This window comes from Streptomyces sp. WMMC940 (assembly GCF_027460265.1).
GTDB lineage: Bacteria > Actinomycetota > Actinomycetes > Streptomycetales > Streptomycetaceae > Streptomyces.
Genome location: NZ_JAPZBC010000001.1, coordinates 4,889,149 through 4,908,449 on the forward strand (window position 1 = coordinate 4,889,149; position 19,301 = coordinate 4,908,449).

Genomic DNA, 19,301 nt, shown 5'->3' on the forward strand with positions numbered 1-19,301 from the left:
CCTGCCGCCGCGGTCGCCCGGCGGGCCGCGGCGGCAGAAGGCCGGGCCGGTGCGCTCCGGCGCCGCGGGCGCGCACTCCGACGATCGGCAGGCGGTGAGGCGTTGGCCGACTATCTCCTGGTCCACGGGGCCATGCACGGCGGGTGGTGCTGGCGCCGGGTGCGCGATCTGCTGGCGGCCCGCGGCCACCGGGTGCTCACACCGAGCCTCACCGGCCAGGGGGAGCGCCACCGCCAGCTCACCCCGGAGGTCGGTGTCGCCACCCATGTCGAGGACCTGGCGGCGCTTCTCTGGTACGAGGACGTCACCGACGTCCGCCTGGTGCTCCACAGCTACGCGGGGATCCTGGCCGGACCACTGGCCGAGCGCGCCGGCGAGCGGCTGGCCTCGGTCGTCTGCCTCGGGGCGTTCCTCGTGCGGCCCGGCCAGTGCCTGCTGGACGTCGAACCGCCCGACGTGGCCCGGCGCTACCGCGAGCAGGTCGCCGGGTCGGGTGACGGCTGGTACCTGCCCGCCGACGCCTCGTTCCTCGCGCAGTGGGGCGTCCGGGACCCGGAGCTGAGCGGCTGGGTGGGGCCCCGCCTCACGGACTTCCCCTTCCGCTGCCAGACGGACCCCGTGCACTTCGACCCCGGCCCGCTCGACGCCCTGCGCCGGGTGTGGGTGCGGCACACGGAACCGTTTCTGCCGAACCTTCAGCCGTCCCTCGACCTGGCCCGCTCCGGCGGCTGGGAGCTCCGGACGATCCCGTGCGGGCACGACATGATGCTGGAGGCGCCCGAGGCGACGGCCCGTCTGCTGGAGGACGTCGCGGGCGGGGACTGAACGGGGCCGTACGCGACGGGCGTCGCCGGCGGTCTCGGACGCGGTCAGTCGTGCGGGACGCGGACGACGCCCTCCTGGATCACCGAGATCGCCAGCCGCCCGTCCTGGGTGTAGATGCGGGCCTGGCCGAGGCCGCGGCCACCGTGCGCGCTCGGCGACTCCTGGTCGTACAGGAGCCACTCGTCGGCGCGGAACGGGCGGTGGAACCACATGGCGTGGTCCAGCGAGGCCCCGACCACGTCCCCGACCGCCCAGCCGCCGCGCCCGTGGGCCAGCAGCACCGAGTCGAGCAGCGTCATGTCGGAGACGTACGTGGCGAGGCATACGTGCAGCAGCGGGTCGTCCGAGAGCTTGCCGTTGGTGCGGAACCACACCTGTGAGTGCGGCTCACGCCGCTCACCGATGCTCGCGTAGGGGGGCCGGCCGACGTACCGGATGTCGACCGCGGCACGGGCCTCGAGCATGCGCCGCACGATCTCCGGGTGAAGGGTGTTCCCCGCGTACTGGGGCAGCCGCTCGGCGGCGGTCGGCAGGCTCTCCGGGTCCGGCGCGTCGGGCATCACCGCCTGGTGGTCCAGCCCGTCCTCCCAGGCCTGGAAGGACGCCGAGAGGTGGAAGATCGGCTGGCCGTGCTGGACGGCGACGACCCGCCGGGTGGTGAAGGACCGGCCGTCGCGGATGCGGTCGACGGTGTAGACGATCGGCGCGCCCGGGTCGCCCATGCGCAGGAAGTACGCGTGCAGGGAGTGCGCCGCACGGTCCTCGGGCACGGTGCGGCCCGCGGCGACGAGCGCCTGGGCCGCGACCTGTCCGCCGAAGACGCGGGGCACGATCGTGGGACGCGAGTGGCCGCGGAAGATGTCCTGCTCGATCCGCTCGAGGTCGAGCAGATCGAGCAGGTCGTCGAGAGCCTCGCTCACAGGGTCAGAGACCCATCGACTTGGCGATGATCGACTTCATGACCTCGCTGGTGCCGCCGTAGATCCGGTTGACGCGGTTGTCGGCGTAGAGGCGGGCGATCGGGTACTCGTTCATATAGCCGTAGCCGCCGTGCAGCTGGAGGCAGCGGTCGATGACGCGGTGGGCGACCTCGGTGCAGAAGAGCTTCGCGGAGGCGGCCTCGGCCGGGGTCAGCTCGCCCGCGTCCAGCGCCTCCAGGGCGCGGTCGGCGACGGCCTCGGCGGCGTCCACCTCGGCCTGGCAGGCGGCCAGTTCGAACTTCGTGTTCTGGAAGGACGCGACCGTCTTGCCGAAGACCGTGCGGTCCTGCGTGTACTCCTTGGCGAACCGGATCGCGGCCTTGGCCTGCGCGTAGGCGCCGAAGGCGATGCCCCAGCGCTCCGACGGCAGATTCTGGCCGAGGTAGTGGAAGCCCTTGTTCTCCTCGCCCAGCAGGTCCTCGACCGGGACCTTGACGTCGACGAACGCCAGCTCGGCGGTGTCGGAGGTGCGCAGGCCCAGCTTGTCCAGCTTGCGGCCGATGGAGTAGCCCTCGGACTTGGTGTCCACCGCGAAGAGGGAGATGCCGAAGCGGCGGTCGTCCTCGCGCGGGGCGGAGGTGCGGGCGCAGACGATCACGCGGTCGGCGTGGACACCGCCGGTGATGAACGTCTTGGCGCCGTTGAGGACGTAGTGGGTGCCGTCCTCCGACAGCTTGGCCGTGGTCTTCATGCCCGCGACGTCCGAGCCGGTGCCCGGCTCGGTCATCGCCAGCGCCCACATCTCCTCGCCGGTGACGAACTTCGTCAGGTAGCGCTTCTTCTGCTCGTCGCCGGCGAGCATCTTGATGTACGGCAGGGCGAGCAGTACGTGCACGCCGGAACCGCCGAAGTTGACGCCCGCACGCGCGGTCTCCTCGTAGAGGACGGCCTCGAACTTGTGGGTGTCCAGACCCGCGCCGCCGAACTCCTCGGGCACGTTGATGCCGAATATGCCGAGCTCACCGAGCTTGTAGTAGAAGTCGCGCGGCGCCTGGCCGGCGGCGAACCACTCGTCGTAGACGGGGACGACCTCGGCCTCGATGAAGGCACGGACGGTCTCCCGGAACGCTTCGTGGTCCTCGTTGAATACGGTCCGGCGCACGGACGCCTCCTCGGCACGGTGTCGGGTGACTGGCTGGGCACAGACGAGCACACAGAGCTGTCTAAGCGCTTGCTCAGATTAAGTTACCCGGCGGTTGTTGAAACTGTCCAGAGTGATGAGGGGCACGTGCGGGGCGGCGGCCGGATGTGACGACGGCCCCGTCACACGACGGGGCCGGGGTGGAGCCCATTCGCTGCCCTGGTGGCCGGGGAGGGTGGACGGGCGCCGGATCGAGCCGCTGTCCTTCGCGACCACTACTCTGGCGGCGGAGAGGGGTCGGCATGCTGTTGAGATTCCGCACAGCGAACGTGCGGTCACTGCGCGACGAGCAAGAGCTGACGTTCGTCGTGCCCGAAGACGACCCGGGCGCCTCCGCACGCTCGGTGAGGCTCGCGGGTGAGCAGTCACTCGCCGTGCTTCCACTGATCGGCATCTTCGGAGCCAATGCCTCCGGAAAGTCGAACGTGCTGGCCGCGATGACGGACATGCGTGCCGCCGTCATGAACTCGTACGCACGGTGGGCGGCCTTCGACGGGACCGCGCGCATTCCCTTCGTCCTGGACGGCAAGGACGGGCAGGAGTCGGCCAGCTTCTTCGAGGTGGACCTCGTCCTGAACGGCGTGCGCTGGACGTACGGCTTCGAGCTCGGGGCGGAGCGCGTCGAGGCCGAGTGGCTGCACAGCTATCCCCGGGGCCATCGGCAGGTGTGGCTGGACCGCGACGCCGCCCGCGCCAAGGCCTACGACTGGCCGGGAAACCGTGTGAAGGACCGAGCAGGACTCGAGCGGCGCACCCGGCCCAACGCCCTGCTGCTGTCCACGGCCGGCACGGACAACCATCCGCAGCTGACCCCGCTCTTCCACTGGTTCCGCCGCAACCTTTGGCTGATCAACCCTGAGGACGAGCGCGAGCAGCGCGAGGCCTTCACGACGCGGGAGTTGACCGGCAGCCGCGCGCGCCGCATCAACGAACTGCTGCGGGTCGCGGACCTCGGAATCACCGGTGCGGAGATCGTCCAGGAGGGCCGGGGGCCTGCAACGGTCAAGCTCACCCACCGCTCCGCCGCAGGAGACGTGGCCTTCGACTGGACTCAGGAGTCCTTCGGCACCCGCTCCTGGTTCGCTCTGCTCGGTCCCCTGCTCCTCGCCCTCGACGAGGGCGCCGTCCTGCTCGTCGACGAACTGGACGCCAGCCTGCACCCGCGCTTCGCCGCGGAGGTCGTCCGGCTGTTCCACGACCCGCAGGCGAATCCACGGGGGGCACAGCTCGTCTTCACCTCGCACGACCCCTCCGTGCTCAGCACCCCGAGCGGCGGCCGGCTGTTGGAGCCCGGACAGGTATGGCTGACGGAGAAGGACAAGGAAGGCGCGACGGACCTGTACCCGCTGACGGCGGCGTCCCCGGGGGAGGACGAGGACCTGATGAAGTCCTACCTGGCGGGTGCCTTCGGTGCGGTGCCCTCTCTTCTGGAGGGTCAGATCGCGCGGCGGCTGCTGGCGGCGAACGAACGGGAACGCGAGTACGAGGCGGAGCGGAGCGGTAGCTGATGGCGCGCACGAGGGGGAAGGACTCGCTGGGCCCTGCGAAGAAGGGCGAGCGACGTCGGAAAGTCGTGCACGTCTTCACCGAGGGCAGGGTGACCGAACCCGAGTACATCAAGATCGTCCGGGAGCGGGCGGGTACGAACGGCATCGAGGTCCGTATCGCCAACCAATCGGCCCCTGGTTCGCAGCGCAAGCCGATCAAGCTCGTCGAGGCGGCGGTGCGGCTGATCCGCGAGGAGACGCGAGCGGCCAAACACAGCGGCCTGGAGAAGAAGTACTGGCCTGCGGTCTGGTGCCTGTTCGACCGCGATCAGCACGATCACATCGACGCGGCGCTGAAGGAGGCCCGTGAAGCCGGCGTCGAGGTTGCTTTCTCGCACCCGTGCTTCGAGGTGTGGAGACTGCTCCACCACAAGTCGGTGACCGGCACCTTCGGCGGCGTCTGTGACATGGCGGCGGACAGGCTGCCGTTCGCGGGCAGCGCGGCGAACATCAAGACGGTGCTGCCGGAGCAGATCCCGTCGGACAGCTTCGCCGAGGCGAAGAAGCGGGCGCGGAAGATGAACGAGGCGCATGCGGAGCATGTGCCGAAGAGCCTGCGCGATCCGTACACGGATGTGTTCGAGTTCGTCGAGAAGGGGCTCGGGATCACCGCGTACTGACGGAAGCGGGCCGAATTCGGGCGATCGTTTTCACCCCGGCCCGGGATCGCCGTAGGGTTCCTACGTCATATCGGGTCGTAGGAAGACGGGTTCGTGGCCAAGCTCACGCTCGCGCAGTTGGAGCGCCATCTCTTCGCCGCCGCGGACATCCTCCGCGGCACGATGGACGCCTCCGAGTACAAGGACTACATCTTCGGTCTGCTGTTCCTGAAGCGGGCCAACGACGAGTTCGAGGCGGCACGCGAGCGGATCAGAGAGCAGGCGGAGAACGAGCTGGGCCTGGCTGGGGAGCTGTTGGACAGCTTCCTGGAGGACGCGGCCCCCTACAGCGACCGCGGTGTCCTCTTCGTCCCCAGGAACGCCCGCTGGAAGTGGATCTCGTCCGGCACCCACAACATCAACGAGGAGCGGCTGCGGCCCGCGCTCCAGGCCCTTGAGGGGCAGAACGCCAAGCTCAAGGGACTGTTCGACCAGCTCGACTTCAACCGCATCGGGGGCTCAGGTGCCGCCGCGGGTGCGGCGAAGCTCGCCGACCAGAGACTGAAGCTGCTGATCGCGCACTTCGGGCGGGTCCGGCTGAGGACGGAGGACTTCGAGTTCCCCGACCTGATCGGTGCCGCCTACGAGTACCTGATCAAGGAGTTCGCGGACTCGGCCGGCCGCAAGGGCGGCGAGTTCTACACCCCGCGTGCGGTCGTCCGCATGATGGTCGAACTGCTGGACCCCCGAGACGGCACGCGCATCTACGACCCGTGCGTCGGATCGGGTGGCATGCTCATCCACGCCAAGGAATACGTGGAAGAGCGCGGCGGGGACGCCACGGACATGTACTTCGCCGGCCAGGACGCCAACAGCGGTTCCTGGATCATGTCCACGATGAATATGGTGCTCCACGGCGTCAGCACCCGCTTCGACCTGCGGACCGGTGACACGCTGTCCGAGCCGGCGCACACGCCGAGGTCGGATGCCGACCGGTTCGACGGGGTGCTGAGCAATCCGCCGTTCTCGATGGACTACTCGCTCACCGACTTCCCGCACAGGGCGGAGCGGGCGAAGTACGGCGAGACGAGCGAACGCGGCAAGGCCGACCTGATGTTCCTCCAGCACATGCTCTGGATGACCAAGCGGGAGGGGCGCGGCGGCATGGTCATCACGGTCATGCCGCACGGCGTGCTGTTCCGGGGCGGCGGTGAGCGGGACATCCGGTCCGAGCTGATCGAGCAGGACGCGATCGAGGCGGTCATCGGCCTCGCCCCGAACCTCTTCTACGGCACCGGCATCCCCGCCTGCATCCTGGTGCTCCGCCCGCCGGGCAGGAAGGACCCGAAGCGGGAGGGCCGGGTCCTCTTCATCAACGCGGACCGCGAGTTCCACTCGGAGCGGGCGCAGAACGTGCTGCTGCCCGAGCACGCGGAGAAGATCGTCACCACGTTCCGGGAGTACGAGGACGTGCCCGGCTTCGCGCGCGTGGTCGAGCGCGAGGAGCTGCGGGAGAACGACTACAACCTCAACATCCGCCGCTACGTGGACAACACGCCCCCGCCGGAGCCGCAGGACGTGCGGGCGCACCTGGTGGGCGGGATGCCGCGGGCGGAGGTCGAGGCGAAGAAGGAACTGCTCGACGCGTACGAGATCGGGCTGGAGGACCTCTTCGCCGAGCGCGAGCCGGTGGACCCGGCGTATCTGGACTTCCTCCCGGAGTGCGAGCGCCCGGACGCGGCCCGGCTCGCGGAGCTGGCGCGCCCCCGCGAGGACGCGCTGCGGGCGGCCTTCGCCAAGTGGTGGGAGGAGGAGGCCCGTCATCTGGAGGCGGTGGCCGCCACGCCCGAGCGGCTCGCGGAGCTGACGGCCTCGGAGCGCAAGGCGGCGCTGATGGCCGTACGGGGGTCGCTGATCGGGTCGTTCGTGGAGCGGCTGGGCGGTATCGGCCTGCTCGACCGGTACGCGCTGGCGGGCGCGGTCGCGGGCTGGTGGTACGAGGCCAAGTACGACCTGCTGGCGTTGTCGGAGAACGGCTTCGCGGGGGTGCTGGACGGCTGGGTCGAGAATGTCGAGACGCTGCTCGCGCCGGAGCAGGACCCGAAGACGAAGAAGCTGCGCAAGCGCACGGCTGCGGAGCGGCGCCAGGCGTACGACCACAAGGTGGTCGCGGCGATCGCGCCGGAATTCTTGACGGAGCTGGCGGAGGCGGATGCGCGCAAGGCCGAGCTCGACGCGCGTTGGAAGGAGCTCAACGCGGAGCCGGAGCCGTCGGAGGACGGTGAGACTGAGGGTGACGAGGACGCTGTCACACGGGGTCAGGTTGAGCTGAGCGCGGAGCAGCTGGCGGAGCTGGCGTACGTGAAGAAGGAGCGTACGAAGGCCGCGGCGCGCATCAAGAAGCTTGAGGCGGAGTTCTGGTTCACGCCGTGGCCGGACCCGACGAAGCTGGCGGAGGACCCGCCAAGGCTGGTCGCCGCCCGGAAGCGGTTCGCGGAGGACCCGGAGGGGGAGCGCCGGGTCGTCATAGAGGTTGTGCGACAAGAGCTGAGCAAAAGAGTCGACGACCTCACACAGGGTCGACGCCAGGAACTTGTGCGGTCTTATGGAAATTGGCAGAAGAAGTATGGACTCTCCTTCGAGGAGATCGAGCAGCAGCTGAACGGAACGGCAGCAGGGGCCATCGCGAACAATCCCTGGTCCCAGCAGAGTGCCTGGTATTCGATGTCGAACCACGTGGGGATGGATGCCGATCGTAATGCCGTCGCCGACCTCCTTCACTCACTGATTGATGCCGAGAAGGACGTTGAAGGGGTCCTAGCCAAACTGGACATTGATGAACTGCTCTTGCTGCTCCCGATGGTTGACCTCGGTGCGGCGAGCCGGGTCCAGCGACGTCCGCTGCGCGAACTGGTCTCCTTGGCGAGGGCTGGAGGCGTCTACCAGTCGGGGAGCCGGTCCGGAGTGCCTGTCATTCGGCCATCCGGCCTGACCGATCGTGAACTGAGGTCGGCCGGACTCCAGCCTCCCATGGATGGACTCTCAGCCAATCCAGAGCACCGTGAGGCGATGGTGAGCCCTGAGGACGTCCTGCTCGCTGCCGTCGACCCAGAAGGGCGGAAGTTCCGTGCTTCGGTATGGCGGGGGCAGCGGGAGCAGGCGACGTACAGTAGCAGCGTCGTATGCCTCAGGCCCGATGTCAGGCGCCTCGTCCCAGACTATCTCGTGGCGTGGTTGATGCTTCCGACGTCCCAGAAGCGAATCTACGAGGTGGCACGGTCCGCAGACAGTGTGCGTGTCATGCATCCGAGCCGACTGCTCGACGTCGAAATAGAACTGCCGAGCATGGATGAACAGAAGGCCTTCGTTCAACGCCTCACCAGGCTGACCTCGAAAAAGCGGGTGCGCCGTGCCCAGCTCGCGAAACTTCACCGCGTGAAGGAGACCCTGATGAGTAACCTTACGCACTCGGAGAATGAATGACCGCGTTCGGGATCTCAGGCGGTCAGCTCTCCGTTCTTGACGGCTGTGACGAACGAGGACCAAGTGCCTGAGGGAAAGACCAGCGCGGGACCGTGTGGGGTCTTGGAGTCGCGGACCGGGACGCCTGACGGGTGGCCGTCCAGCACCTCGACGCAGCTGCCGGCGTCGGACCCGCTGTGGGAGGACTTGCGCCAGCCGGTCAGCCGGGACGCGTCCGGGATGGTGCGCTTAGCCATGCTTGTGGTCCTTCGCTGCTGCTTTCATAAGGGCGAGCGACTCCTTCAACGGCAGTGCGTCGCTCAGGGCAAGATCGTAGGCACCTTGCAGCTGTTCGACCAGGGCTGGGGCGTCGTGCACCCTGCCAATGTGTAGGCCCTCCGTATAGGCGACCGGTGGCTGGTCTTCGAACCACATCAGCGTCAGCATGCTCTGCAGCAACGGGTGGTGCCCAAGCGACAGCGGCAGGACGTGTACGCGTACGCGCTTGCACTCTGCCAAGTGCATGAGGTGGGTGATCTGCTCCGCCATCACCTCAGCGCTGCCGATCGGACGCCGGAGCACTGCTTCGTCGATTAGCGCCCACACTACGGGCGTCACGGGGTTGGCCAGGATCCTCCCTCGCTCCAGGCGTGTGACAACGGTCCTGTCACATTCCTCTTCACTTCTGGGAGGGAAGGCAGAACCGAGAACCGCACGTGCGTAGCGCTCCGTCTGGAGGATGCCCGGTACGAAGGAGAGGGCGAACTCTCTGATGTTTGTCGCTTGTTGTTCGAGATGGAGCGCTGCAGCGAAGCGATCGGCGACCGCCACGTCCTCCTGCGGCAGGAAGCTGCTCAGTACATCCCCCGTGTCCAGCGCCCGGTCCAGCCTCCTCGCGTCCTCCTTCGACGGGATGCGGCGGCCCGCCTCGATGTGGGCGATGTGCGAGCGGGTCATGATCGCGGCATCCGCCAGCTCCTGCTGTGTGAGGCCGGTGGCTTCGCGTTGGGCCTTCAGCCACTCCCCGTAGGTGTTGCTCATCGTCAACTCCCTTGCGACAAACGCTCTGTCACACCGAACCCCCTGGTCAGGGTAGCCCGACCAGTCCCAGGGTGTGAGTGAATCGCTACAGAGCGGGTTCACCGGGCGGGATCGCCCGGGAGAGCCGCAGGCGCAGACCCCCGCGACCGCGGTGAACGGTCCGGGGGCGTGGCCCTCAACTAACCAGGAGTTGACGACGTGTTGCACTGTATCGCCCGACTGATCGACCCGCTCCGGAGGCTCCCGTGGCCTCCGCCAGCCGTAGACCACTGCCCCGCGCCCCGGCCGCCGCGTCCGCCCCGCCCCACCCGAGCCCCCGCCCCGTACTACCGAGGGGAGGACAGCCCCCTCGTCCGCCCCTATCTCCTCGCACACGAGCGCCGCGAGGCCGAGGCCCGCCGCCAGAGGGCGCGTCGCCCCCTCCGGCTCGCGGTCCACCGCGTCGACATCGGCCCGCGCGTCATCCATGTACGGGAGGCGGCGTGAGCCGTCACACCACGGAGGTTCTTCGCCTGCTCCCCTGGACCGGGGCCGAGGGCAAGCCCTGCTACCTCATCGGCGACGGCGACGGCCATGTCTCACGGCTCGCCGACAACATCGAAAGCCTGCAGCTCGGCATGGCCGCCGATCTCCTCGATCACACCGACGACCTGCTGAGCGACCGCTCCGCCACCCCCGAACAGCTCCGCTATGTCATCGCCCGCCTTGCGGAGTCCCTGCGCGACGTGCACCGCATCGCGCGGAGTCGGGGTGCCCGGCACACCGTTCCCAGCCGCGCCGACCACCCCGAATAGCAGGCGGCCCAAGCTTGTGTGCGACGTAGAGAAGTGCTGAGAAATAATTGCGTGGACAACGAAACGGCATCCCGGGTCGCGGTTGAGTACTTCATGAGTCGAGTCCCGGAGGCGGAGTCCTGGAAGGTGCAAGGGCCCGTGGAGGGGGAAAGTGCCACAGAGTGGGTGTTCCTTTTCCGGGCGCGGGGGTCGGGTCCCGATGGGGAACTTCGAGTGACGGTCCACAAAGAGACCGGTGAGTGTGCCCTGACCTGGCCCTCTGAATGAGCGCACCGCTCCGCGCGGTGTACTGGCGATAAGGGCCGCCCGGCATATCCAGGGCCGACATGGGGGAGTGGGGCACTTCCGCACGGGCCGGCGGTCACTCCGCGATGTACGTGCGGTAGACCCAGCGGTAGACCGGCAGGCGTTCGCCGTGCAGGGTGCGGTGGCGCTGCGCGAACTCGAAGTGCTCGTAGGCGTTGTGGCGCGGGATCTTGATCGGCTCCGAGCACCCGCCGGAGGGCAGGGGCCAGACCTGGGGCAGGTCGTCGGGACCGCCTTCGAGGAGCACGAGGTTCGAGGGGCTCATGGTTCGTCTCCGTCGGCCTTGCACGGGTGGGTTGGGCTGAGGAGGGGAGGGAGCGGTGCCGGGTTGCGTGTGCGAGCCCCGGCGGGCCGGACCCGCCCCTCCTCACGGCTCAGGACTCCGCGTGGTCCTCGAGCGTGAGGCCCATGTGGCCGGCCAGTCCCACGGCGAGGGCCGCGAGTGTCGGGTGCTGGTAGACGAAGTTGCCGGCGATCTTGATGCCGAGTCCCGCTTCGAGGCGGGTCCGCAGCTCCAGCGAGAGCAGCGAGTCGAATCCGAGGGACTTGAGAGGGGTCTGGGGGTCGAGGACGGCGCCCTCGCCGAGCCGGAGCACCGCGCGTATGTGGCCGGCGAGGTACTCCTCCAACTCGGCGCGGCGGGCGAGTCCCGGGGGGAGCGAGGCGAGCCTGCCGCGGATGTCGGGGGCGGTCCCCGGCTCGGCCTGCGCGGCCCGGTCCTCGGTGAGCAGGCCGAACAGCGAGGACCGCAGGACCGCCGGGAGGATCCAGGTACCGGGCTCACCGGGGATGACGCCGGTCCGGGTGCGTCGGTGCACGAGCAGGGTGCCGAGCGCCTGGAGCCCGTTCTGCGTGGGGATGGTCCGGTAACCGCGGTCGGCGAAGTCGACCGCGGCTCCCGTCTCACCCCAAGGGCCCCAGTTGACGGCCAGCGTCGGCAGGCCGCGTCCGGTGCGCCAGGCGGCGAACCCGTCGAGCCAGGAATTGGCGGCGGCGTATGCCCCCTGCCCCGGGTTGCCCAGCAGGGACGCCATCGACGAGTAGACGACGAACCAGTCGGGGGTGTGACCGGCGGTGGCTTCGTGCAGCCGCCACGCTCCCACCGCCTTGGGGCGCCAGACCGCCGTCAGCTGGTCGTCGGAGATGTTGGTGATCACGGCGTCGTCGAGCACCATCGCGGCGTGCACCAGGCCCCGCAACGGCAGTCCGCCCTCGGTGGCGGCGGCCACGAGGCGTTCGGCCGTACCCGGCTCGGCGATGTCGCCGAGGACGGTGGTGATCCGTGTGCCGGCTGCCCGCAGCTCGTCCAGGACCGCCGAGGTGGATCGCGGCCCCGCCGAGCGGCCGTTGAGGACCACGTGGCCGGCGCCCTGCGCCGCGAGCCAGCGGGCCGTCTCCAGGCCCACACCCCGCAGCCCTCCGGTGACGACGTAGGAGCCGTCGGAGCGGACCGGGGACGGCTCCCGGTCGGTGCGTGCGAGGGTCTCGCCCCGCTCCGGGACGGTCAGGACGATCTTGCCGATGTGGCCGGCACCGGCCATCAGGCGGAACGCCTCCGTGGACCGGTGCAGGGGATACGTCCGGTGGGGCAGGGGGGCGAGCCGTCCCGAGGAGATCTCGGCGAGCACCTCGCGGACCACGGCGGCGAACACCTCGGGCCTCTCACGCTGCAGCTGGATGAGGTCGACGGTGCTGAGGGTGATGTTGTTGCGGAACGGACCGAGCCCGACGGGGGCGTCGGCGAGGATGTCCCGCACACCGAGCTCGACGAACCGGCCGAAGGGCCGCAGGGCTTCGAGTCCCGCGCGGATCCCCGGCCCCGACAGCGAGTTCAGGACGACGTCCACGCCTTCGCCGCCGGTCGCCGCGCGCGTCTCCGTGCCGAAGCCGGTCGATCGGGAGTCCATGACGTGTTCGATCCCCATGTCGCGCAGATGCGCGCGCTTCTCGGGCGAGCCCGCCGTGGCCAGGATCTCGGCGCCCGTCATACGGGCGACGGCGACGGCCGCCAATCCGGTTCCGCCGGTCGCGGAGTGGATGAGGACCCGTTCGCCCGCGGTGAGCCCGGCGACGCGGCGCAGCGCGTACCAGGCGGTGGCGTAGGCGGCAGGCAGCGCCGCCGCGGCGGTCGGGCCGAGTCCGGCCGGCACGGGGGCGATCGATTGTTCGGGCACGGTGACGAAGGAACCGAAGGCGCCGCCCCGGAGATCGACGGCGAGGACCTCGTCGCCGGGGCGGACGGTTCGCACGTCCGGCCCCACCGCGGTGACCGTCCCCGCGCATTCGAAGCCGATGCGGTTCCTCGCCTCGTCGTCGACGGCCAGCAGCCCCATCGCCGTCAGGACGTCGCGGAAGTTGACGGCTGCGGCCGCGACCCTCACCTCCACCTCCCCGGCTCGTGGAGGCGTCCTGCCCCCGGCGGCCAGTTCGAGGCCGTCCAGGTCGCCGAAGCGGCCGACGCGCAGGCGGAAGCGGTCCGTGCCGTAGCGGACGGTCCGCGTGGTCGCCAGGGTGCGTTCGGCCTCGGTGAGCGGTGCGTACTCCAGCCGGGCGACGTGGCGGCAGCCGCTGCGCAGGGCGACCTCGTCCTCCGGGCCCGCTTCGAGCAGTTCGGCCGCCACGTCGTGCAGTGTGGTGTCCCCCGGATCGGCGTCGAGATGGGTCGCGCGCAACTCCGGGTGTTCGTAGGCGAGCACGCGTACCACCCCGCGAAGGGCGCACTGCGCGGGGTCGCCCGACTCCGCGGCCCGCACGGTCTGGGCCCCGCGGGTGACGACGAACAGCCGCGGCGGGCCCGTGAGGTCGGCCAGCACCGCCTGGACCGTGCCGAGGAGCCGGCGCGTGCGGAGCAGCCCCTGCACGGCGGGTTCCGGGCTGTCGGCGAGGGGTGGGCAGAGCACCACCACGGCGTCGGGTTCCGCCGCACGCCCGGTCGGCGTCTCGGCCCATGCCCCGGACAGCGCGTGGCTGAAGGGCCCGAGGACGCCGTCACCGACGTCACCGCCGTCACCCCCGTCGCCGAGACTCCCGTCGCCGGGCGGGACGTCGAACACGCGGGCCCTCGCCCCCGCGGTGCGGAGCCGGTCGGCCAGCTCCGATGCGGAGCCGTCGCCTTCTCCGACGACGAGCCAGTTCCCCGGCGCGGGGGAGGCCGTGACCGCCTCCGTTCGGGGAGCGGCGTGCCACCGGGGCTCCAGGAACCAGTGGTCGACACGTCCCGTCTCCCCCGTCCCGGGCGGCCGGTGGCGTAAGAGCCGTAACCCCTCGACCGCCACTACGGGCCGGCCCGCCTGGTCGAGAAGGTGGAGGTCTCCGGTGACACCGTTGTCGTCGTCCTGCGTGACGCGGCCGAGGCAGTAGACGGCTGTCGCCGGGTCGTCGAGGATGCGCAGCGACTCTGCCCCCACGGGGAGGGCGAGTCCCGGATCGCGGTCCTGGAGCAGTCCGGCCACAAGGGTCTGGGCGCAGCAGTCGACGAGAACGGGGTGGACGCGCAGTCGGTGCGGCGTGCGTGTCGCGGGCGTGGGCACGGCGACGCGGGCCCAGCTGCTCCTGCCGTCGGCCGATGTCCTGAGGCTCGTGATGCCGGTGAAGGCGGGCCCGTGCTCGATGCCCCGGGCCCGCATACCCGTGTAGAGGGAGGCGGGGTCGATCACGACGGGATGCTGTTCGGGCAGCTTCGTGAGCGGCGGAACCCGGGGTGGTGGTGTGGGGCCGGGGCGGTGCAGCTCGGCGGTGGCAAGGAGCGTCCAGGTGCCCTCCTCACCACGTGCGTGGATCTCGCAGCGCGCGCGGCCCGTTCCGGTCGCCGTCGCGCTGGTGACCAGCTCGGTGTGCGGGTCGAGCCGCAGCAGTTCCAGGAAGCGGATGCCGGTGACGTGGACGTCCGGCTCTGGTGCGTCGAACATCTCGCAGGCCGCCGTCGCGGCGATGGCGCAGTAACCGGCGCCGGGGAAGACGGGATTTCCGCGGACCTTGTGGTCGGTCAGCCAGGGGACGGCTTCGGTGCCCGCGTCCGCCTGCCAGAAGTGGTGGACGCTCTCTCCGGGGACCTCGGAGTGGGTGCCGGGCAGCGCTGCCGCCACCGGGGAGGCCGCAGTGGTGGTCGCGGAGGTACCTGCCGCGGCCGGGTCGTGCACCCAGTGGGGTTGCCGGTCGAAGGTGAGGCCCGGCGCGTCGCAGAGGTCGCCCCCCGCGTAGAGGACGGACCAGTCGACCTTGACGCCGGTGCAGTGCAGGGCGGCGAGCTGGGTGCGGAAGGTGGCCGTCTCGTCCTCGTCCCGCCGGAGGGTGGGCAGGACGACGGGGTCGAGCAGGCTGCCCGGCAGGCTCTCGGTGACCGAGCGGGTGACGACGGGGTGGGGGGACACCTCGACGTAGACGCGGTGCCGGTCGGCGCCGGCCGCGGCGATGGCGGAGGCGAACTGCACCGGGCGACGCAGGTTCGCGCACCAGTAGGCGGCGTCGAACGCCGGCGCGCGGCGGTGGTCCTTGTGGACCGTCGAGTAGAAGGGGACGCGGGGCCGCTGCGGCGTCAGACCGCGCAGCGACCTCCAGAGGTCGGGGAGCAGCGGGTCCACCTGGGGGGAGTGCGATGCCACGTCCACGGCGACGACATGGGCGGGAACGCCCCGTGCTTCCCAGGCGGCGACCAGCTCCGCGATCTCGCGCGGGCCGCCGGCGACGACCGTGGACCGGGGAGCCCCGAGGACGGCCACGCAGACCGCCCCGCTCACCCCTGCCCGGTGCAGTTCCCGCTGGACCGACCGCGGGTCCAGGCTCACCGTCGCCATGGCGCCGGAGCCCGCGATGCGCGCCAGCAGCGAGGAACGACGGCACACGACCTTCACCCCGTCCGCGAGGGTGAGTCCTCCGGCCGCCACCGCGGCCGCCACCTCTCCCATGGAGTGGCCCACGACGGCCGCTGGCTCGACCCCGTACGCCCGCCAGAGGGCGGCGAGCGACGTCTGCATGGCGAAGAGCAGGGGCTGCACCTGCGCCGGGCCGGTGGCCGTCGCGCTCCCCGACACCGCGTCGAGGACCGAGAAACCCGCCTCGGCCGCGATCAGCGCGTCCGCCTCCGCCAGCGCTGCGGCGAAGGCCGGTTCCCGCTCCAGCAGCCCACGCCCCATCGCGGACCACTGCGAGCCGTGCCCGGAGAACACCCACACCGGTCGGCGGGAGACCCGGGCGGGGGCGGTTCCCGTCACCACGTGGGGCTGGGCATGACCGGCTGCGAAGCTCCTCAGGGAGCGGACCAGGGCGTCGTGCGAGGAGGCCACCACGCCGAGACGGCCGCGTCCGGCGGACCGCCTCAGCGCGAGGGTGTGAGCGATGTCGCCCAGCGGTACGTCCCCCGCGGCCTGCTCGACCCAGTCGGCGAGCCGTTGCGCCGCCGAGGGGAGGACCCCGGGTGACCCGGCGGGCACGAGGAAGACGTCTGCAGCCGGTGCCCCGGGACGACGCGGGGCGCGAGAGCGTCGAGGGCCGGGCTCCGGGGCCTGCTCGAGTACGACATGGGCGTTGGTGCCGGAGTATCCGAAGGAGGAGACCGCGGCGAGCCGGGAGCCGCCGACGGGCCAGTTCGTCGGCGCCGTGGGAACGAAGAAGCGTGTGCCCTCGGCTGAGACCGCGGGATTCCACCTGGTGAAGTGCAGGTTGGGCGGCACCGCTCCGTGCCGGAGGCACAGGACGGCCTTGATGAGGCCGACGATGCCGGACGCCGGCTCCAGGTGCCCCACGTTGGTCTTCACGGATCCGAGGGCGCACCTGCCGCGCCCCGTGCCGTAGACACGGGACAGGCTGGAGAACTCGATCGGATCGCCCACCGGCGTGCCTGTCCCGTGGGTCTCGACCATCCCGAGGTCCCGGGGGTCGACACCGGCGCGTTCCAGGGTCCGGCGGAACAGGACGGCCTGGGCGTCCGCGGAAGGCGCGGCCAGCCCGTCGGAGTTGCCGTCCTGGTTCACGGCCGAGCCGCGTATCACCGCCAGTATTCGGTCCTCGTCCCGCCGGGCGTCCTCCAGGCGCTTGAGAACGACGACTCCGCACCCCTCGCCGCGCACGAAACCGTCGGCGGCGGCGTCGAAGGTGTGGCAGCGGCCGGTCGCCGAGAGCATGCCCATCCGCGCGAAGGACCTCGTCGTGCGGGAGCCGAGCAGGAGGTTGACGCCTCCGGCGAGAGCGAGCCGGCACTCGCCCTCCGCCAGTGCCCGACAGGCGAGGTGCAGTGCCACGAGTGAGGAGGAGCAGGCGGTGTCGAGGGCGATGCTCGGTCCGTGCAGTCCCATGAGGTAGGAGATGCGGCCCGCCGCGACGCAGTGGCCGTTGGTCAGGAGGGAGCCCTCGACTTCCAGGGGCTGACCGGCCAGACCCTCGTAGAACTCGTTGTAGCTGATGCCCACGTAGACGCCCGTGGTGCTCCCGGCGAGCTGCTCGGGCGGCAGCCCGGCGTGTTCCAGTGCCTCGCTGGACACCTCGAGCAGGAGGCGGTGCTGGGGGTCCAGCACATCGGCCTCGCGGCCGGAGACGCCGAAGAAGCCGGCGTCGAAGCCGGCCACGTCGCGGAGGTAGCCCGCCTGCCGGGCAACCGGTCCCGCGGAGTCGACGCCGGCCGGGAGGCGTTCCGGTCCCCGCTGCCGTGCGCGTGCGGCGGAGGGCGCTCCGACGGCGTCCCGTCCGTCGGTCAGCAGCCGCCACAAGGCGGCCGGGGAATCGGCGTCGCCGGGAAGCCGGCACCCCAGTCCGACGACGGCGATCCGCTCGTACCCTCCGTTGCCGGCGTGCCTGTGCTCGACCATGTGGGCCTCCCTGGTCCCGTCGGTGACGGGTTCGGATTGACGTGCGACGGGAGTGGTGGCGCCTGGTGCTCAGTGCGACGAGGGGGCCTCGGCACGTCCGAGCAGCATGGCGCTCTTCACACCGCCGATCTGATACGTGAAGTTCAGTGCGTACTCGAAGGCGAGGGGGCGCGTGCTCGTGCCGGGCACGGGGTCGAACACCAGACCCTCGGCCGGTTCCTCGCAGTTGGCGGTGGGGCAGACCTGGCCGCGTTCCATCATCAGGAGGGTCAGCGCCGCGCCGAGGCAGCCGGCGGGGGCACCGTTGTGTCCGAAGCAGCCTTCCTGGGAGGTCATCAGCAGGTCCGCCGCGGCCGGCCCGTACAACTGCCGGACGGCGTTCACCTCGAAGGCCGTGACGAGGGCGTCGCCGTCGCTGCCACCGTGGACGTAGGGGATCTGCTCGATCGACCAGCGGTCCCCCAGACAGGCGCGGACGGCGGCCACCAGACCCGAGCCGCTCTCGTCGCTCGTCAGCGGATTGGCCAGTCCGTCGCGTGTCGTGGCCTGGCTCAGGATCCGGCCGTATGCGTGCGCCCCCCGCCGCTCGGCGTGCTCGCGGCTCTCCAGGACGAGTGTCGCCGAACCCTCGCCGTAGTTCACGCAGTCCGCGCGACGGTCGTACGGGCGCATCAGACGGTCGAAGGAGGGCAGGAGGGCGGGCTTGCCGGCCGCCCGCCGGGAGGCGTCGGCCTCCTGGGCGATGCGCAGGAGGACCTGGGCGTTGCGGACCAGCTCCACGTCGAAGACATCGACGCCGGTCACCACCGCGAGGTCCACCACGCCGGCGGCGATCATGCCGCGCGCGTGACCGAGTTGTACCGCGGAGGACGCGCACCCGCAGGAGACGGTGTAGCACGGTCCGGTGGAGCGGGTCACCGCACTCTGCACCAAGGCGACGTCGGAGGGGGTGACCGCGAGCTCCGTCCCGATGAACAGGTCCATCGCGCCCAGCGGGCCGATCACCGCGGGGTCGGCCTGCATGACCGCCTGATAGCTGGCGACCTGGGCGTCCACCCCTCCCCGGCCGGCCAGAATCGCGGCCCCGGCCAAGTCGCCCGCATCCAGGTCCAGTCCGGCGTCCAGAGCGGCCTCGGCCAGCGACACCAGGCCGAATCGGTGCGCGGAGGTGAAATGGCGGGAGAAGACCCCGGGGAGCTCGGGAAAGCGCTCCTGGAACGCCGCTTCGGAAAGGCGTACCGGACCGTGGTGGACACCGTCGTGCAGGAGGCAGGTCCGACCGTGGGCGGCGACGTCCCACACCTCGTGCGCGGTGAAAACGGGATGCTCGTCTCCCGGCAGGCAGAATCCCATTCCGGTGACGACGGTCTCCCGGTCTCCCGGGAATTCCCGCGCTGCCGTCGCCCGACCGCTCATGGCGCACCTCCGGATGGATCGAGGGGCGGCACGGTGAATCCACGCCGCTGCAGAGCTGGGCCGGGACGTGATCGAGAAGGTCATTCAGGGGGTTGAGCCGGATCGGCAATCAGCCCGAGGCGCGCTCGAATCAGCGGTCGATTGCGTCGGGGCGTGATATTCGGGGCAGCCGATCCGTGCCATGACGATCTTTGGGAACCGCCCGGCGGTTCTCCCTGATGGAGCCACATTCAGGGTAGGGGTGTAACGGTGAGTTACCCACCCTTCGGTATCCCGGCGCTCGAAGCGCGGGATACCGGAGTTCGTGCGCCTATATTCCACCGGCGTATGCCCAGGGGTAAATCAGACAACGATGTCAGATAAATCCGATAAGCAGATCATAAGGATTTT

Annotated in this window: 12 protein-coding genes; 5 read left to right on the top strand and 7 right to left on the bottom strand. The window is 70.4% G+C overall.

The features are described from left to right. Positions 1-102: 102 nt before the first annotated feature. Positions 103-825 carry an alpha/beta fold hydrolase gene (locus O7595_RS21590; RefSeq protein ID WP_269730290.1) on the top strand — a complete coding sequence of 241 codons (723 nt, stop codon included), beginning with the start codon at positions 103-105 and terminating at the stop codon, positions 823-825. Positions 826-869: 44 nt separating this feature from the next. Here O7595_RS21590 and tesB read toward each other — a convergent pair whose 3' ends face one another. Together tesB and O7595_RS21600 are read right to left on the bottom strand one after the other, a co-directional pair. Beyond that, positions 870-1,745 carry an acyl-CoA thioesterase II gene (tesB, locus tag O7595_RS21595; RefSeq protein WP_269730291.1) on the bottom strand — a complete coding sequence of 292 codons (876 nt, stop codon included), beginning with the start codon at positions 1,743-1,745 and terminating at the stop codon, positions 870-872. A gap of 4 nt (positions 1,746-1,749) precedes the next feature. Continuing rightward, complete coding sequence (locus O7595_RS21600; RefSeq protein ID WP_269730292.1) at positions 1,750-2,907, bottom strand: acyl-CoA dehydrogenase family protein; 1,158 nt, start codon at positions 2,905-2,907, stop codon at positions 1,750-1,752. Positions 2,908-3,188: 281 nt separating this feature from the next. Here O7595_RS21600 and O7595_RS21605 point away from each other — a divergent pair, with 281 nt between their 5' ends. From O7595_RS21605 to O7595_RS21615, 3 genes are all read left to right on the top strand, one after another. Next, positions 3,189-4,454: an AAA family ATPase gene (locus tag O7595_RS21605; RefSeq protein WP_269730293.1), complete on the top strand. Its 1,266-nt coding sequence runs from the start codon at positions 3,189-3,191 to the stop codon at positions 4,452-4,454. Next, positions 4,454-5,113, top strand: coding sequence for an RloB family protein (locus O7595_RS21610; protein WP_269730294.1), 660 nt, complete (start codon positions 4,454-4,456; stop codon positions 5,111-5,113). Before O7595_RS21605 ends, O7595_RS21610 begins: the two co-directional genes overlap by 1 nt. A gap of 93 nt (positions 5,114-5,206) precedes the next feature. Continuing rightward, on the top strand, positions 5,207-8,575 hold the full coding sequence (locus tag O7595_RS21615; RefSeq protein WP_269730295.1) for an N-6 DNA methylase: 3,369 nt from the start codon (positions 5,207-5,209) through the stop codon (positions 8,573-8,575). 14 nt (positions 8,576-8,589) lie between these two features. Here O7595_RS21615 and O7595_RS21620 read toward each other — a convergent pair whose 3' ends face one another. Both O7595_RS21620 and O7595_RS21625 read right to left on the bottom strand, forming a co-directional pair. Then, positions 8,590-8,811: a DUF397 domain-containing protein gene (locus tag O7595_RS21620; RefSeq protein ID WP_269730296.1), complete on the bottom strand. Its 222-nt coding sequence runs from the start codon at positions 8,809-8,811 to the stop codon at positions 8,590-8,592. Next, positions 8,804-9,595 carry a helix-turn-helix domain-containing protein gene (locus O7595_RS21625; RefSeq protein ID WP_269730297.1) on the bottom strand — a complete coding sequence of 264 codons (792 nt, stop codon included), beginning with the start codon at positions 9,593-9,595 and terminating at the stop codon, positions 8,804-8,806. The genes O7595_RS21620 and O7595_RS21625 overlap by 8 nt, the downstream gene beginning before the upstream one ends. Positions 9,596-10,077: 482 nt before the next feature. Between O7595_RS21625 and O7595_RS21630 the strand changes: the two genes are divergently transcribed. Beyond that, a complete protein-coding gene (locus O7595_RS21630) occupies positions 10,078-10,389 on the top strand; it encodes a hypothetical protein (RefSeq protein WP_269730298.1) in 312 nt (103 codons plus the stop codon). Between the two features lie 361 nt (positions 10,390-10,750). On the opposite strand, the gene O7595_RS21635 is transcribed toward O7595_RS21630, so the two are convergent. The 3 genes from O7595_RS21635 to O7595_RS21645 all read right to left on the bottom strand — a co-directional run bounded on the left by O7595_RS21635 (position 10,751) and on the right by O7595_RS21645 (position 18,911). Next, a complete protein-coding gene (locus tag O7595_RS21635) occupies positions 10,751-10,960 on the bottom strand; it encodes a DUF5988 family protein (protein WP_269730299.1) in 210 nt (69 codons plus the stop codon). A gap of 109 nt (positions 10,961-11,069) precedes the next feature. Continuing rightward, positions 11,070-17,495, bottom strand: a complete 6,426-nt coding sequence (locus O7595_RS21640) for a type I polyketide synthase (RefSeq protein WP_269730300.1) — start codon at positions 17,493-17,495, stop codon at positions 11,070-11,072. Positions 17,496-17,564: 69 nt separating this feature from the next. Then, on the bottom strand, positions 17,565-18,911 hold the full coding sequence (locus O7595_RS21645; RefSeq protein ID WP_269730301.1) for a beta-ketoacyl synthase N-terminal-like domain-containing protein: 1,347 nt from the start codon (positions 18,909-18,911) through the stop codon (positions 17,565-17,567). Positions 18,912-19,301 lie beyond the last annotated feature (390 nt).